The 16,443-nt window shown below is 61.6% G+C and carries 16 protein-coding genes; 6 read left to right on the top strand and 10 right to left on the bottom strand.

The window, feature by feature from the left end; all coding sequences use genetic code 11:
• The 9 genes from JAB1_RS17090 to JAB1_RS17050 form a co-directional block, all read right to left on the bottom strand.
• The coding region (locus JAB1_RS17090) for a type VI secretion system Vgr family protein (RefSeq protein ID WP_139144592.1) at positions 1–1,286 on the bottom strand (1,286 nt) is incomplete at its 3' end.
• 71 nt (positions 1,287–1,357) lie between these two features.
• Positions 1,358–2,221 carry a hypothetical protein gene (locus JAB1_RS17085; protein ID WP_070281096.1) on the bottom strand — a complete coding sequence of 288 codons (864 nt, stop codon included), beginning with the start codon at positions 2,219–2,221 and terminating at the stop codon, positions 1,358–1,360.
• A 75-nt stretch (positions 2,222–2,296) separates the two neighbouring features.
• Positions 2,297–3,292, bottom strand: coding sequence for a PHB depolymerase family esterase (locus JAB1_RS17080; protein WP_070281050.1), 996 nt, complete (start codon positions 3,290–3,292; stop codon positions 2,297–2,299).
• A gap of 84 nt (positions 3,293–3,376) precedes the next feature.
• Positions 3,377–5,596, bottom strand: coding sequence for a TonB-dependent receptor (locus tag JAB1_RS17075; RefSeq protein WP_217494304.1), 2,220 nt, complete (start codon positions 5,594–5,596; stop codon positions 3,377–3,379).
• Between the two features lie 148 nt (positions 5,597–5,744).
• Complete coding sequence (locus JAB1_RS17070) at positions 5,745–6,551, bottom strand: alpha/beta hydrolase (protein ID WP_070281048.1); 807 nt, start codon at positions 6,549–6,551, stop codon at positions 5,745–5,747.
• Positions 6,552–6,667: 116 nt separating this feature from the next.
• Positions 6,668–7,306: a TetR/AcrR family transcriptional regulator gene (locus JAB1_RS17065; protein WP_034784500.1), complete on the bottom strand. Its 639-nt coding sequence runs from the start codon at positions 7,304–7,306 to the stop codon at positions 6,668–6,670.
• Between the two features lie 107 nt (positions 7,307–7,413).
• A complete protein-coding gene (locus JAB1_RS17060; RefSeq protein ID WP_070281045.1) occupies positions 7,414–8,370 on the bottom strand; it encodes a bifunctional helix-turn-helix transcriptional regulator/GNAT family N-acetyltransferase in 957 nt (318 codons plus the stop codon).
• 97 nt (positions 8,371–8,467) lie between these two features.
• Entirely contained in the window at positions 8,468–8,893 is a 426-nt protein-coding gene (locus tag JAB1_RS17055) for a hypothetical protein (RefSeq protein WP_070281043.1), read from the bottom strand.
• A gap of 27 nt (positions 8,894–8,920) precedes the next feature.
• A complete protein-coding gene (locus JAB1_RS17050) occupies positions 8,921–9,346 on the bottom strand; it encodes a hypothetical protein (RefSeq protein ID WP_070281041.1) in 426 nt (141 codons plus the stop codon).
• A 172-nt stretch (positions 9,347–9,518) separates the two neighbouring features.
• Here JAB1_RS17050 and JAB1_RS17045 point away from each other — a divergent pair, with 172 nt between their 5' ends.
• From JAB1_RS17045 to JAB1_RS17030, 4 genes are read left to right on the top strand one after another with little or no spacing between them, the layout of a single operon-like run.
• Positions 9,519–10,013: a hypothetical protein gene (locus JAB1_RS17045; RefSeq protein WP_070281040.1), complete on the top strand. Its 495-nt coding sequence runs from the start codon at positions 9,519–9,521 to the stop codon at positions 10,011–10,013.
• Positions 10,014–10,022: 9 nt separating this feature from the next.
• Positions 10,023–10,544, top strand: coding sequence for a DUF1993 domain-containing protein (locus JAB1_RS17040; RefSeq protein WP_070281038.1), 522 nt, complete (start codon positions 10,023–10,025; stop codon positions 10,542–10,544).
• Positions 10,528–11,259 (top strand): DUF1566 domain-containing protein, encoded by a 732-nt coding sequence (locus JAB1_RS29275; protein WP_083299794.1) that lies wholly within the window; start codon positions 10,528–10,530, stop codon positions 11,257–11,259. Before JAB1_RS17040 ends, JAB1_RS29275 begins: the two co-directional genes overlap by 17 nt.
• A gap of 40 nt (positions 11,260–11,299) precedes the next feature.
• Positions 11,300–11,818 (top strand): hypothetical protein, encoded by a 519-nt coding sequence (locus JAB1_RS17030; RefSeq protein WP_052140322.1) that lies wholly within the window; start codon positions 11,300–11,302, stop codon positions 11,816–11,818.
• Between the two features lie 3 nt (positions 11,819–11,821).
• On the opposite strand, the gene JAB1_RS17025 is transcribed toward JAB1_RS17030, so the two are convergent.
• Entirely contained in the window at positions 11,822–12,538 is a 717-nt protein-coding gene (locus tag JAB1_RS17025; RefSeq protein WP_070281036.1) for an SDR family NAD(P)-dependent oxidoreductase, read from the bottom strand.
• 163 nt (positions 12,539–12,701) lie between these two features.
• Between JAB1_RS17025 and JAB1_RS17020 the strand changes: the two genes are divergently transcribed.
• Entirely contained in the window at positions 12,702–14,006 is a 1,305-nt protein-coding gene (locus tag JAB1_RS17020; RefSeq protein WP_070281034.1) for an MFS transporter, read from the top strand.
• Between the two features lie 336 nt (positions 14,007–14,342).
• Positions 14,343–15,923 carry an isocitrate lyase gene (locus JAB1_RS17015; protein WP_034784508.1) on the top strand — a complete coding sequence of 527 codons (1,581 nt, stop codon included), beginning with the start codon at positions 14,343–14,345 and terminating at the stop codon, positions 15,921–15,923.
• Positions 15,924–16,443 lie beyond the last annotated feature (520 nt).

Below are 16,443 nucleotides of genomic sequence, written 5' to 3'. Positions count from 1 at the left end.
ATGCGCGCGTCGTAGGCTGGAACGATGGGCACGCCGCGTCGTATGGCAGCCAGTGCAATATGCATGCGCAAGGGGCCATCGTCCACCGCCGCCAGTTCGCGCTGCGGCAGCGATACGTCATCGGCCAGCCAGCGGTTGCGCGCGAACAAACGCGCCACCCTGGCGGCCAGCTCCCTGGGTAAATTATTCTGCGCAGCCACCTGCAGCGACGTGACAACAAAATCGCGCTCGGCCGCTGGCAAGGCGTCGATATCCGGGTGCTCGGCCAGGCTGAAGTATTCACCCGGGCACAGGTCGCGCACGCTGCCTTCGGCGTGAAAGCAATGGCTCTCGTAATCGTGCTGCTGCATGGCCAGCATGCCCAGCTGGCACAATGCTTCATGATCGTTGCCCGCGCGCGGCGGCAGCACGCGGTAATCATCGAGGGTGGCGGCAATAGCATTGCCATGCATGCACTGTTGCCCCCGCCCCAAGGCATCGGCAGTCATGAACGGCCGCGCGCGCGGGTGCTCTTCATTCCAGCTATGGCGCGTCACCTTGCCCGCCTGCAGCTTGCGCACTTCGCTCCACGACGTCAGGGTATCGCGCTGCTCCGTGGCGCGGTCAGCGTGATAGCGCACGGTGTCCGCCATGTTTTTCCGCAAGCCGTCGGCATGGTTGAACATCACCAGGGTATGCGCCGGCTCGGCATGCGCGTCCGTACTTCCCTCAGCACGAAAAAACCAGGCAACGCCGCTGCGCTTGAGCAATCGCCGCACGAAGGCAGCATCGGATTCATTGTGCTGCATGACAAACTCTCGTTGCGGATACGTTTGCGACTCGAAGAAATCGGCAAACGCATACTGAAAGGCGTGCGCCAGCACAGTATTGCTGCGTATCCATTCGTCGAGCAGGGTCTTGACGATCTCGATATCCGTCAGGCGCCGGAATACGCGCGTATTGCAGCGCTTTTCCATGATGGCGAAGGCGTCCGTCAGCACCAGTTGGTAGCTGGCCAGCGCGCCATCGCTGTCACCGGCACTCGCTTGCGTGACGATGCCGCAAATACTGCGTAGCTGCCCCTGGTCGGTGACGATATCGATAGCAGCGGGCAAGGCAATCAAACTACTCAGCGGCAAGTCGGCATGCGTCGAGACGCACAGCACGCGGTAATCGATGCCGCCACAGATGGCCTCGCCACCGGTGATACGCTGCGGTATGAGCACATCGACGGGTACCTTGGGCGATCCCCCCAGGCGCAGCCGGAGCGGACGCTGGGCACCCGATATCGACTCGTCACCATCCATGGCGTTCTCCTTGCATCCAATCAAGCTGGAGAACCGACAATGCCATGAGATGGCAGGGAAATACTTGATATTTAGTAAGAACCCGACAAGGTTTCCACCACTTCCATCAACCTTTGCCGCTTGGCCGCCAGCGCGGCATCCGCCAGGCTCCACTGCTCCAGCCGCGGCGCATACGCCGGCGTCATCATCCAGCCGAACACTTCCGCCTTGTCTTCCTCGGGGCCGTAGGCCGCGTACAGGCTGACGAGGCCTGGCTGCGGGTGGCCCAGGTTCTGGAAGCCCTTGCCGTAGGCCGTGGCGCCGCCCTGGCCGTAGGCCGTGCCGGGCGGGTTCAAGGCCAGCCAGGCGGGATCGCGGTAATAGAAATCGTTGAACAGACGGTATTCGATGAAGTGGTAATACTCGTGGTGCACGCGCAGCTCCATGCCCGATGGACACAGGGCGGCCAGCAGGTTGTCGGCGTAGACGACGCTGTCGATTTCCGGCGCCGGCATGGCCAGGCGGCGCTGGCCGTCCACGCTCAAGTCCTTCACCAGCACGACGTGGCGCAAGCCCGTGCGCGCGAAGACGCCGGCCGGGTAGCGTTCCATGGCCGGCAAGACTATGCTGAGCAGCAATTGCAACCCGGCGCGGTCTTGCTCCGAATCGCTAAAGGCGTGCGCCTCGCTGCCGGGCATGGACAAGGTCCAGGCGGGCGCCAGCTGCAGGGCCGCCAGGCTCGCCGTGGCGATGGCCTGCAATTGCGCCACGCTGGCGTCCTTTGCTGCGACGGGCGCATAGCGCACGCTCCAGTCGCATTCGCTGCGCATGCTGTCTTGCTGGGCGGCACGCTCGAACGCTTGCACATAGGCGGCCGATGGCGCGGGCGGGCCGAAGCTGGCGCAAGCGGACAGCAACGCAAGGGCAAGACAGGACAGGAGGCGGCAAGCAGGCATGGCATCTTTCACAGGCATAAAAAATGGGGCGCAATCGCTGCGCCCCATTGTACAAGCTGCAAGTTTCTCAACCCATCAGCGCTGGTAATTCTTGAAGAAATTCCAGCTGATCACGGTGGCGTCCGGACCCAGCTCATCGCTGAACGGCCAGCCGGGAGGACCGCCGCTCCATGCGTGGTTCATGCCTTCCACCGTATACTTTTGCGCGATGACGGCGCCGTTGTGCAGATACGTGTCGATGGAATAGCTGCGGCCGTACGGCACCGTCTGGCGCACGATGCTGTCGGCACGGTAGCGCACGCTGTCATTGTCGAGGCCATCGTCGCCATAATCGCTGGTCTGCAGGAATTGTTCGATGGTTTGCTCGCCATTGACGGGATTAACGACGATGTCCGAGGTGCCATGGAACACCATTGTCGGCATCAGGCGGCGCGGCGAACCGGAGCAGCGCCAGGCATCCTTGCCCCGTACTTTCGGGTCGAACGAACTGCCGTTGAACAGCGAATCGGCGGCCGTGAGCATGCCGATGGCGCCCTTGTACATGCCGCCAGAATGCACCATCACGGCGGCGAACACATCGGAATAACAGGCGGCCATAATGGAGGCCATGGCGCCGCCGGCCGAGATACCCGTCACATACACGCGGCTATCCTGCACCGCATATTTATTCTTGACCTTGTTCAAGATGCCCATCAGCACGGCCGGTTCACCCGTACCCCGCTCCTGGTTCAGCGGCAGCATGAAATTCCAGCAGCGCATGGGGTTGGCCGTGGCGTTCTGGCGCGGATAGACAACGATGAAGTTTTCGCTGTCGGCCAGCTGGTTGTAGCGGCTGACGGCGGCCATGCTGTTGGGCTCGGAACCGCAGCCGTGCAGCATCAACACGACGGGCAGCGGCGTGTTCGGATTGTAATTGCTCGGTAGCCAGACCTGGTATTCACGTGTACCCCACAGGCTCGCGTACAGGCCGAAATCCCACTGCCCGGCAGCAGCCGGCAGCGCGGCCAGCAAGCCGCAGGCGGCGATCAGTGCAGATAATAAATGACGCAGTTGTTGATTCAGATGTGCCATGCCAGTCTCCTGATTATTATTCACGACGAAAACAGCGACAACCAACCGGCTTGACGCCCGTCAAGCCGGCACTTCTACAACTTCTTAAAATTTGTAGCCAGCCTTGGCGATGATCTGGCGTGGCGGACCATAGAAACCGTCGAGGATGAACACGGCGGGAATGTTGTAGCCATCCGTGCGGTAGCGTTTATTGCCCAGGTTGCTGCCATGCAGGCTGAAGGTCCAGTTCTTCGGCGCTTCCCAGACGACGCCAGCCGTCCAGATGCTGTAGCCGCCCTGCGCCAGGGTTTCGCTCAAGTCCGTGGTCGGATACACCTTGCTGCGGTAGCCGTAACCGACCATGCTGCGCAAGGCGCCGCCAAACACGTCGCGGTCCGTGCGCGTCAGGTTCAAGCCCACTTGCCGGGCAGGCGTATTGCTGAACTTTTGCGTATCCGCGATGTTCTTGCCGCCGCTCATGAACTCGTCATAGCTGGCATTAAGCAAGGCGAGGAAGCCGTTGACTTCCCACTGGCGGTTCGGCCGCCATGAGAATTCAAACTCCGCGCCTTTGACTGTCGCCTTGCCCGCATTCGTGAAGTCGCCATAGAAACCGGGCAAGCCGCCCGGCTGCACATAGCTGGTGAAGACGGACAACTGGATATCCTTGTAGCGGTTGTAAAACAGGGCCACGTTGGCATCGAACGTATCGTCCGGCGCCGCGTACTTCATGCCCACTTCCAGCGCGTCGAGTTTTTCATCCTTGTACGGGCGCGCGGAATCGGGCACGACCAGGTTGTTGGCGCGCACGTTGTAGCCGCCCGACTTGAAGCCGCGCGACAGGTTGCTGTAGAAATTCGTCGTCTTCGACGCTTCGTAGCGCACGGACAGTTTCGGCGAGGTATTGCTGACCGACAAGGACTTGTCGAAGTCGGCCGCCGTCTGGATAGGCCGCGTAAAGCCCGCGTCGGCGAAAGCACGGTTGAGCACGATGGCGCGCTTTTCCTCGCGCGTGTGGCGCAAGCCCGCATTGATGCTCCACACCTTGCCCAGCGGCCAGGTCCAGTCCGTGTACAGCGCCGTGCTGTCTGTTTCCACCGTGCTGACGGCGGCCTGGAACTGGCGCCCCAGGAAGTTGTTGTAGATGCCGCCGCCGGCCGTGCCTTCGAAGCGGTACAGGCCGATCACGCCGGCGCCGTAGTCGCCGCTGTAGGAAGCCTGCAATTCCAGGCTCTTCTGCTCGTCGCGCGAATCGCCGAACACGTCGGCAATGGGCTGCGGCAAGCCGTCGAAGTCGATGGTTTGCTCGGACGTGCTGCGCCGCTTGGCGCCGATCACTTTCACGGACCAGTCGTTCGACAAGGTGTAGTTGGCCACCAGCGAGCCGCCCCGGTTGTGCGTGAAGTTGTTGCCCGGCATGCCGCTCTGGATGTCATAGGCATCCGTGCTGGCCGGCCGCTTGAGCGGATCGAAGGCGCTCACGCCCATGCGCTGGAAACCGCGCACGCCCGATTTGTCGTCCGTGGCGTCCAGGCTCAGTACGACGGTGAGCGGGATGTCCTGCGGAAAATAGCCGACGGACAGGCGCGCGGCCGTGCTGTCCTGGTCGCTGACCTGTTCGCCATTGAAGGTGTTGCGGCCGAAACCGTCGCGGTCCAGCTTGGCGGCCGCCAGGCGCGCGCGCCAGGTGCCGTTCTCGTTGGCCACGTTGAAGGCGGCCTTGAAGTTGCGCTGGTTGTAATTGCCGATGCCTACTTCCGCCGAGGCGCCGTTTTCCTTCGCCAATGGGCGCGAGATGTACTTGATGGCGCCGCCGATGGTGTTCTTGCCGTACAAGGTGCCTTGCGGGCCGCGCAGCACTTCGATGCGCTGCACGTCGAACACGTCGAGCAGGGCGCCTTGCGGCCGGGCCATGTAGACATCGTCGAAATAAATGCCCACGCCCGGGTCCACGCCCCAGACGGGGTCGGCCTGGCCCACGCCGCGAATGAAAGCCGTCAGGGTGGTATTCGTGCCGCGCGAGGCGTACACGGTCAGGTTCGGCACGCGCTCCTGCAGGTCGGCCAGGTTCTGGATATTCGCCCGTTCCAGGGCCTTGGCGGAAAACGCCGTGACGGCCAGCGGTACGTCCTGCAGCCGCTCTTCGCGGCGGCGGGCAGAGACCGTCACGGTTTCCATGCGTTCTTTCGCATCGCTGGCCTCGCTGGCGCTTTGGGCGCTGGCGGCGCCAGACGTGGCGGCCTCCTGTGCCAGGGCCTGGGTGGAAAAGCTGAAGGCACCGGCAACGGCAAGGGCGGCGGGCATCAATTTCAAAGCAAGTTTCATAGCGTCTCCAATGTCAGGCTTGCTTACCGCCAGGGAAGACGGCCGGATTCCAGCATCGCAAGACGTAACGGTACCCGCGCGCGCAATGCGAGCACCTGCCCTGCGATGACTGTGTTCCGGCCCTCGGCCCGTGCGGCGAGTGGCCTGTTTATTTTGAATGTAGAGTAAGGAAGGACTGCAACAAGGTATTCACACGCTGCGCCTGGTCCAGAGGCGTGGCGTGGCGCGAGTTCGCGATGATCTCGATCTCGCACTGCTGAAACTGTGCGGCAAAGGCCCGCTTGCTGGCGACGGGCGTGTAATCCTGGTCCGCCGCCATGATGAAGACGGGCATGGCCAGGGCCTGGAAATGAATGTCGATATCCCAGTGGAAAATGGCGTCCAGCGCCGCCAGGTAGGCGCGCTTGTCCATGCCGGCCATCTGCGTGGCAAAGCGCTCGACGAGGGCTTGCTGAGCCGGATCGGGAAACAGTTTCTTGCCGATGATCTTGCCCATGGCTTTCAGGCCGAAGGTGGCGATCACCGTGCGGCGCAGCCAGTAGGCAAACAGCAGTGAAGCCGGCTTGCTGCCCTGGAATGGCTGGGAATTGATCAGGCACAAGCTGGCCACGCGGCCGGGGGCGCGGTTGGCCATTTCCAGGCCCACCATGCCGCCCAGGGAAAAGCCGACGATGTGCGCGCGCGGCACGTCTAGCTGGTCCATCAGATTGAAGAGGTCGTTGGCGAAGTCGCCGATCTGCCAGTCGCCGTTTGGCGCGGGACTGGCGCCATGGCCGCGCAGGTCGGGCACGATGAGGCGATGCGAAAGACTGAGGGCGTCGATTTGCGGGCGCCAGTCTTCAGCGCAGGAACCGAGGCCGTGCAACAAAAACACGGGATCGCCCTTCCCTGTCTCTGTGCCCAGATCGAGGTCGAGGTAATGCAATGGAACATCGGATGTCGTGTGACGCCGCATTCTGTCTCCTTGCTGTTGAACATGCTTTGTGTTCAGGTGCAGGAATATATTTTCCTGCTGTTGGAAAACATAATACGGAATCCGAATTCCGATTTCAAGTTAAATCGCTAAATATCTCAAGTCAGGTAATTTAAAGCAACACGCACCAGCTCATCCTCCAGCGCCGCGGCCGATAAAAAGGAGAGCGAGCCCGACAACACGTGCTGGTTCAGGATGCCCAGCAGCACGGGCGGCACCACCATCATCGCCTGCGTGGGATTCGGATGGCGGATGCTGGCCGACTTGCTGGCCAGCACGGCCACCGTGCGCTGCGAAATCAGATGGTTGATCTGGTGCACCTTGTCGCGGAATTGCGCATCCTGCGAGCAACGGGTGATCAAGGCGCGCAGCACGCCGCGCCGGCCCATGTTGACGGCCACGAACATGGCCACCATGGCGCGGATGAACTCTTCCAGGCTGCGCCCTTCCCACTGGCGCAGCTCCGTCAGAGTCTCGACCTTTTCCACCATGTCGGAAAAAAAACGCTGCAGCAGCAAGCGGCTCAGGGTGTCCTTGTCGCCCAATAAACGGTAAAACGTGCCCACCGAGGTTTCCGCCAGCTTGGCCAGGTCAGCCACGCCGATTTCATCGAAACGGTTTTCCGCCAGCAACTGTTCCCCTACCAGCAGCAGGCGCTCGAAGGCCAGCTTGCTGCGCGCCTGGGTGGGCTCGGGTGGAACGATCAACTGCGGGAAGGGCATCGGGAAGGAAGGCATGCGGCGTCGGCGTCTCGAAATAGTGGAACCTAGGTTCCGTTATGGGTGCGCGTATTGTAACGCGGGAGACGCCCGATGGGGAGCGTCGCGTGGCGCCCTGGCGTGTGCTACCTACCCTGCCACTCCATGTAGACGTCGGCGCGCTGGTAATGGGCGTCGCCGGCGGGCCGCGCCACGTGGGTAAAACCGCTGCTTTCATACAGGTGGATGGCGGGCGCCAGCTTGCTGTTCGACTCCAGGAACAGTCGTTGCGCACCGCTGGCCTCGAAGGCGTCGAAAGCCCGCTCGATCAGCCGGCGCGCGATGCCCAGGCCCTGGCATTCGGGCGTGACGGCCATCTTCGACAGCTCGATACTGCCATCGCCGGCGCGGATGAGAGCGCAAGTGCCGACGATCTTGCCGTCCAAACGCGCGAGAAAAATCTGTCCGCCGTCGTCGAGGATCGAGCGTTGCGGATCGGACAGCACCTTGTCGTCCAGCGCCTCGACATAGAAATAGCGTTCCAGCCATTCGATATTCAGGCGCTTGAAATCTGCTCCGTACTGCGCGACATAATCGATGATCTCCACGGCAGCCCGCTCGCGCTGGCGCCGGCAGGCGGCGATCGTCTCGCCGAATCCCTGCGATTGCAGGCGCGCCTCGGCCCGGTCCAGGCTGGCCATCAGCTGCGGCGCGCCCTGCTCGAACACCACATCGACGGCAGCGCGCACATCGTCCCACAGGGGCACCATGTTGCGCAGCAAGGCTTGCCCGGCGTCGGACAGCGCCAGCAGGCGGCGCCGTTCATCCTTGGCGTCCGGCATCTCCGCCACCACGCCCGCATCGAGCAGCTTGCGCCCCAGCTGCACCACCACAGGGTGCGTCTGTCCGATCTGCGCGGCCAGGGCCGTGATCGCCGTCGGGCCATTGTCGCGCAGCAGCAATAACAAAGGGAAACAGCGCGACGTCAGCTCGACACCGGCCGCAAGATAGCTGGTATCGACGCCGGCATACAGTTGATCGGAAAGACGGCGCAGGCGGCTGGCCAGCATCAGGGAGCCGTAGGTTTGCAGGGTGGAAGACATGTTGGGCAGGATATATGTAAGTAGTTACGTATACCCTAACGTAAACCAGTTTCCGTGGTCAAGAAGAAGTATTCGCCGCACAACAGGCACGCCGAAGTCAAAACACGCCAGCCTTGCCCGCCTCAAAGGCGTCCCTCCACAGATGGTAGCCCTCCAGTTCGCTTTCATGAACAGCTTCATGGCCTATCAATGAATGCCCCTCCGCCGCGCCCGGACTGCGATTCGGAGCGTGGCCTATCCTGACCGTCCAGTTCCCATCCAGCGCAGCGGCCTGCGCCTCTTCGGCCGAGTCGAACTCGTATTCGCCGTATGCACAGCCGATGATCAGCAGGGAATCGTCCTCCGTTGCCACGATGTCCTTGCCGCCCATGTAAATCGCCTCGCCGCGGCTGACCTCGACTGTATCTATCTTCAACACCTTGGAAACAGAAAACTTGCCGCCCTCGTCTTGGGAAAGCAGCAGGTCTCCTTGCTCGAAAGGAAAAGTTTTATAGTCGGGAGGGAAGAAATTTCCTGCAATCATGAGTACACCTTTCAGTTTATATTTACATCAATCTTCATCGGCCAGGGCCGCTTGCAGCCTGGCTCGGAACACTGCCCCGGCCATCTCGCCCAAGGTCGGCCACACCTGCGTCAGCCAGCGCTTGCCCTCCTCGCTCACCGCCACATACGGCGCGTCGCGCGTGGCGCAGGCCTGGCCAATCGCAATGACTTGCCCCGCATCTTCCAGGCCGCCCGCGATCATGGCGTCGATGGGCAAGGCGATCAGCTCGGCGGTCAAATGCGGACGCAGCAGGCAGGCGGGCGCGATGATGGCGAACGATGCTTCCGCATAATTCCAGCAATTGGTGGGCCAGTGGGCGTTTTTCACATTTTCCAGGAAGACAGCATCACTGAGCATTTCCGGATGGGCTTGCGCCTGCGCATAAAAGGCGGCAAGGGCGACGAGTTGTGGCGGGGAAGTCCAGGTGGGCATCGGTCATTGATCCAGGCAAAGCTGCGCCAGGCTGGCGGCAGTGGCGGACTGTAACATGTTCAATTAACACGCTGAAACACCAATGAGCGAGGCATAATCATGGCCGCCGCCACTCTCGCCAGTCACAGCCATGCCAAACGCCTTTGAACTCTGGAAAGCCGAACTTTTAATTGTGGGTAACATCGTCCAGGATGACGATACCGCCACGCCGCCCGATGAGGCCCATCGGCGCTTCCAGCGCTACTGCGCCATGCTCGATGCGCTGACGGGCGCGGAAGGCGCGCAATACGCACTGGCCATTTTTCAATCCGTGCAGGCCAAGCACGACTACGGCGCCTATCAGACGGCCAACCGCGCCGCCTGGCGCTTCGGTGAAACAGTGTATTGCACGGCACTACTACAGGAACTGCCGCGCCTGATCGCCAGCCTGCCCGACTGGGCTGGAGAATTTCTCGTCGGTATCGCCAACGGCGCCGGCACGCCCAGCGCCTCGACCATCACCTGCTTCAACACCGTGCTGGCCACCACGCCACCAGCGCATCAGGCGCTGATCGCCGCCTTTATTGCACAGGAAGAAGACGACGGCTGGTTCGACCATTGCCCTGGCGTACTGGGGCATCCGTCAAGGCCGGGCGCCTTTCCACTCCCTGTCAACATCACTACTTGAGGAATATGCATGTCGGTCTACGCCATTACCATCCCCTGCTTTGCACAGATGCTGCGCTCCCTGACGACGCTGTTAAATAAAGGCGAGGAACGCGCCCAGACGCTGGGTTTCGACCCCCAAAATCTGCTCGACGCGCGGCTGGCGCCCGATATGCATACCCTGGCGCGCCAGGTGGAATTCACGTGTGCCCAGGCGCAGGAAGCCGTGTGTCGGCTGACACAGCAAGCGCTGCCCCTGCTCGCCACGCCCGCCAACATGTCGCAAGCCAAGGCGCTGATCGAGGACACCCTGGCCATGCTCGCTTCGGCGGACCGCGCAGCCATCGACGCTGGCGCGCAGCAGCCAGTGTCGATCACCCTGACCGGTGGCCTGACCTTCGACATGACGGGCCAGGAATACGCGCTCAACTGGGCCACGCCGCAGTTCTATTTTCACCTGGTGACGGCGTATAACATCCTGCGCCACAACGGCGTGCCGCTTGGCAAGGCCGAGTATGTGCAACATATGTTTGCGTATGCGCGCCAGCCATAACCACCAGGACGCCATTGACGGCGAGCGCTACGCGGGCATCATGCCTGGCCACGCTGGCGGCGCCGGCTACCGGCTGTTCCTGCTGCCCGGCGAAGCCGATGCCCTGCCCTGGCAAGCCGCGCTCGACTGGGCCGCGGCACGCGATGCCTGCCTGCCGACGCGCAGCGAATTGGCCCTGTTGCACGCCAACTTGCGCCACGTCTTCCCGGACGCCTGGTATTGGTCGTCGGAAGCGGACGCCATCCTGCCCCGCATGGCCTGGAGCCACGATTTCGATAACGGCACCCAGTACAACTTTCGCAAGACCTACTCGGGCCGCGCCTGCGCCGTGCGCCGGGTGGCGCTGCCGCCATCGGCCGCCGCGCCCGTCCGTTTGCGGCAGGGTGAACGCTATGCCGGGCTGATCCTCGGCAAGGATGGCGCGCCCGATTACCATCTGCTGTTGCAGCCGGAAAAGTGCGAGCTGGAGTACCAGCCATGGCAAGCCGCATCAGACTGGGCTGCCAGCCTGGGTCACAGCTTGCCGGATCGACGCGAGCAGACCTTGCTGTATGCGACGCTGAAAGATGTATTCCGGCCAAACTGGCACTGGTCGAGCGAATTGGGCGACATCGAGGACGAAGCGTGGTGCAAGGATTTTGACACGGGCGTCGCCTATCAGAACGCGCGCGAGTTTGACGGCTATGCGCGCTGCGTGCGCCGGGTGCTTGTATAGTGCGCGTTTGCTCAGCCGAGCTGTCCCATCAAGGAAAACCATGCTGTTATCACTCGACGATCCCCTCTGGCCCACCCTGGAAGGCGGCTACCGCGTACCTTACGACGTGGCCGAGGCGCTCAAGGCCATGCAGGCGGGCGAAGACGTCTGGCATGAGCTATGGGAAGAGTTGCACCACCAGGGCGACGTGGGCGTCGCCTCGTATGCGGCCGTGCCCCAGCTCGTGCACATGTTGGGCGGCGCCGAGTCGCGCGAGGAAGATTTCTATGCGCTCATCGCCCTGATTGAAATCGAGCGCCACCGCCAGCACAATCCGCCTCTGCCGGACTGGCTGGCCGACAGCTACCGCGATGCCTGGGCGCAACTGCCCGCCATCGCCGCGCGCGACTTGCAGGGCCAGCTCGATCCCGTCATGCTGGAATCCGTGTTCGCCGTGCTGGCCCTGGCCAAGGGCAAGCTGCGGCTGGGCGCCGCCCTGATGCACATGGATAGCTCGGAAGTGGACGAATGGCTGGAAGAGCATCTCGGCTGGTCCGAGGTCTACGGCAAGGACGCTTAAGAGTCAGAAACGCTCGTCGCGCAGCGCCGGCATCACCAGTTCGCGCACGAACGAGGCATTCGACAAGCTCAGCAGCATACGCACGACGGCGACGACATCATGCACGGGTATCAGCTCGCCTTCGCCCCGCGCGGCGGCGTCCGCCAGCGGCACGGACAAGCCGTCGTAGGTATTCAAGTAGCCCAGCTGCAGCGCCGTCACGGCCAGCCCCTGTTCGCGGAAACCTTCACGCAAGGCATCGGCGATGCCGTTCAGGGCGAATTTCGACGCGCTGAACGTCACTTCCGGGCGGCCGCTCTGGCGCAGACCGGACGTCGAGCCCGTGAGTATCAGTTGCGGCTTGCTGCTGGCCAGCAATCTCGGCACCAGGCGCTTGAGCAGTAATATCGTCGCCGTAATGTTGGTATTGACCATGTCGACGATGGCATCGTCCGCATCGTCGAGAAAAGCATACTCGTCGCTGAACGCTTTTTCTTCCCACACGCCCAGGTTATAGATCACGGCGTCCAGCGCGGCGGGCGCTGCACGCGCGATGCGTTCGACGGCCTCCGACGGCGCCGCCAGGTCCGCCGCGATCCATTGCAGTTGCGTCCCCTGGCCTGCAGGCAAGTCGGCAGGTTGCTGGCGCGATACGCCGATGACGGCATGTCCGTCAGCCAGCAAACCGTCCACCAGCGCGCGTCCCAGGCCCCGGCTGGCGCCCACGATCATGATATGCATACTGTGTCCTTTCCAATGAAGTCAACGCCGATGATAGCGGCGTTGTATTAAGCACAGCTGAGGCGGCTCCCCCTACGCGCGCGCCTGCCACAGCATTTACTCACGCGGCGGAAATGCGTATGCTAGATCCGGCAATCTCCGATAACACACAAGAACGAGACACATGCCTACTTCCGACACCGCCGCAAGCAACGCCGCAACGCGTCCCCTCACCCAACAAGACTATAAAACCCTGTCGCTGGCCGCCCTCGGTGGCGCGCTGGAATTCTACGATTTCATCATCTTCGTCTTCTTTGCCAACGCCATCGGCCAGTTGTTCTTCCCGCCGGAAATGCCGGAATGGCTGCGCTTGCTGCAAACCTTCGGCATTTTCGCCGCCGGCTACGTCGTGCGTCCCCTGGGCGGCATCGTCATGGCCCACTTCGGCGACTTGCTGGGCCGCAAGCGCATGTTCACCCTGTCCATCCTGATGATGGCCGTGCCGACACTGCTGATCGGTCTGCTGCCCACCTACGCCACCATCGGCCTGGCCGCCCCGCTGCTGCTGCTCCTGATGCGCATCTTCCAGGGTGCGGCCGTGGGCGGCGAAGTGCCGGGCGCCTGGGTGTTTGTCTCCGAACACGTGCCCAGCCGTTTCACGGGTTTTGCCTGCGGCGTGCTGACGGCGGGCCTGACGGTGGGCATTCTGCTCGGCTCGCTCGTGGCGACGGGCTTGAATACCGTCTACACGCCGCAAGAAATCGCCGATGGCGCCTGGCGCTATCCGTTCCTGCTGGGCGGCATCTTCGGCTTTGGCGCCATGTATCTGCGCCGCTGGCTGCATGAAACGCCCGTGTTTGCGGAAATGCAGCAGCGCAAGGCGCTGGCGACGGAAATGCCCTTGAAATCCGTGCTGCGCACCCACCGCGGCGCCGTCGTCGTATCGATGCTGCTGACCTGGATGCTGTCAGCCGGCATCGTCGTCGTCATTTTGATGACGCCTGCCCTGCTGCAAAAGATCCACCACATCGCGCCGCGCACCACCCTGGTCGCCAATACCGTGGCCACCCTGTGCCTGGCTTTCGGCTGCATCATCGCCGGCATGCTGGCCGACCGCCTGGGCGGCAAGCGCGTGATCTTCGTCGGTTCCGTGCTGCTGGCCATCAGTACCTACATTTTCTACACCACCGTCGGCAGCCGCCCCGACCTGCTGCTGCCCCTGTACGCCATGACGGGCCTGTTCGTCGGCGTCGTCGGCGCCGTGCCCTACGTGCTCGTGCAAGCGTTTCCGGCCCAGGTGCGCTTTTCGGGACTGTCGTTTTCCTACAACTTGTCGTACGCCATTTTCGGCGGCCTGACACCCGTGGTCGTGACCCTCATGCTGAAGAACAACGTGCTGGGCCCCGCCTATTACGTGATCGGCGTGTGCGTGGTGGGCATGCTGACGGCGCTGTTCATCAAGGACCAGCGGCAGACGGTGGGACGTTAAATCAGCCGGCAACGAGCCAAGCCACCTTCGGGTGGCTTTTTTTTGCCCCGATTTGTCGCGCTGCACCAAAATCTGAAAAGGCGTTTCACATCGCGGGATTTCAAACGGCAGACTCATCCATTAATGCTCTCACTTTTTGAAAATTCATTTCACATCCTGAAAAATTATAATTAAGTCTTTGAAAAAGAACGATTAAATTTAAGTTATATGTCTTATATAAGACTTGAAGATCGGCTCGAATCGGCCTACTATTTAGTCATGCAGTTTGCTTCGACAAGACGTTGTGGCGCACTCGGCGATTTTCTCAAACATAGCTTTTCTTTTTAGGAGATTCACATGTCCCAATATCAAGACGACATCAAGGCTGTTGCTGGTTTGAAAGACCAACAAGGTAGCGCCTGGAACGCCATCAATCCCGAGTCCGCCGCCCGCATGCGCGCGCAGAACAAGTTCAAGACCGGCCTGGATATCGCCAAGTACACGGCAAAGATCATGCGCAACGACATGGCCGCCTACGATGCGGACCCATCCAAGTACACTCAGTCGCTCGGTTGCTGGCATGGTTTCATCGGTCAACAGAAGATGATCTCGATCAAGAAGCACTTCAACAGCACCGACCGCCGCTACCTCTACCTGTCCGGCTGGATGGTTGCCGCCCTGCGCTCCGAGTTCGGCCCGCTGCCGGACCAGTCGATGCACGAGAAAACCGCCGTTTCCGCCTTGATCAAGGAGCTGTACACCTTCCTGCGCCAGGCCGATGCCCGCGAACTGGGCGGCCTGTTCCGCCAGCTGGACGCGGCCCAAGGTGATGCCAAGCAAGCCATCCAAGCCAAGATCGACGGCCACGTGACCCACGTCGTGCCCATCATCGCCGACATCGATGCCGGTTTCGGCAATGCCGAAGCCACCTATTTGCTGGCGAAACAGTTCATCGAAGCGGGCGCCTGCTGCATCCAGATCGAAAACCAGGTGTCCGACGAGAAACAATGCGGCCACCAGGACGGTAAAGTCACGGTACCGCACGAAGACTTCCTGGCCAAGATCCGCGCCATCCGCTACGCCTTCCTGGAATTGGGCGTGGACGACGGCATCATCGTCGCCCGTACGGACTCGCTGGGCGCCGGCCTGACCAAGCAGATCGCCGTCACCAACGAGCCAGGCGACCTGGGCGACCAATACAACTCCTTCCTCGACTGCGAAGAAGTGTCGGCCGATGCGCTGGGCAATGGCGACGTCATCATCAAGCGCGAAGGCAAGCTGCTGCGTCCGAAACGCCTGCCGAGCAACCTGTTCCAGTTCCGCGCCGGTTCCGGCGAAGAGCGTTGCGTGCTCGACTGCATCACCTCCTTGCAAAACGGCGCGGACCTGCTGTGGATCGAAACGGAAAAACCGCATATCGCGCAAATCGGCGGCATGGTCAGCGAAATCCGCAAGGTCATCCCGAACGCCAAGCTGGTGTACAACAACAGCCCATCGTTCAACTGGACCCTGAACTTCCGCCAGCAAATCTTCGACGGCATGAAAGCGGCAGGCAAGGACGTGTCCGCCTACGACCGCGCCCAGCTGATGAGCGTGGAATACGACCAGACGGAACTGGCGATCGCCGCCGACGAGAAAATCCGCACCTTCCAGGCCGACTCGGCCCGCGAAGCCGGCATCTTCCACCACCTGATCACCCTGCCGACCTACCACACGGCAGCCTTGTCGACCGACAACCTGGCCAAGGAATACTTCGGCGACCAGGGCATGCTGGGCTACGTGGCCGGCGTGCAGCGCAAGGAAATCCGCCAGGGCATCGCCTGCGTGAAACATCAAAACATGTCCGGCTCGGACATCGGCGACGACCACAAGGATTACTTCAGCGGCGAAGCGGCGCTCAAAGCAGCTGGTAAAGACAACACGATGAACCAGTTCTGAGCTTTTGGTTTGACTGTAGAGTAAGAAAGCCCGCTTCGGCGGGCTTTCTCGTTAACCGAACGACAATCCCGCTTGCTTAAGGATGTTCATGCTTCATAGGCATACCGCGAAGCGATAGCGCCAATGTCAACGGCAATCGATATCGTTCTGCCCGGCCGTGTTACTTCACCGCTGCATTGCAGCCACTTCCTGCATTTCCTCTATCTGCCGATGGCAGAGCCTTAGAAAATTCTTGATCATTTATTTCTCCGCAAAGTCTGGCCTGGCGCAGTCGAAGATACGGTGGAGGGCGGGAATTGCCTACAGGCCTGGAATGAATCTATTGGGCGTCTATGGCCGGCTGGGAGCCGGCTTCCGTTACCCAGTGCCCGCCTTTCTGCCGCCGGGTTTATGCAAATGGCTGGCTGAAAATTGGCCGCACCGGAAAATATCCAGGATTTTTCCCGAAACCTCACCTGCAATATCGGCTTGACCGCCCTTGATTGGATTTCATCCTTCAAGATATGATGACAAAAAAATT

The sequence above is a fragment of the Janthinobacterium sp. MP5059B genome (assembly GCF_001758645.1).
Taxonomy (GTDB): Bacteria; Pseudomonadota; Gammaproteobacteria; order Burkholderiales; family Burkholderiaceae_D; genus Janthinobacterium; species Janthinobacterium lividum.
The sequence above is the reverse complement of the archived record's forward strand: the minus strand, read 5'-3'. Positions and strand labels throughout refer to the sequence as shown.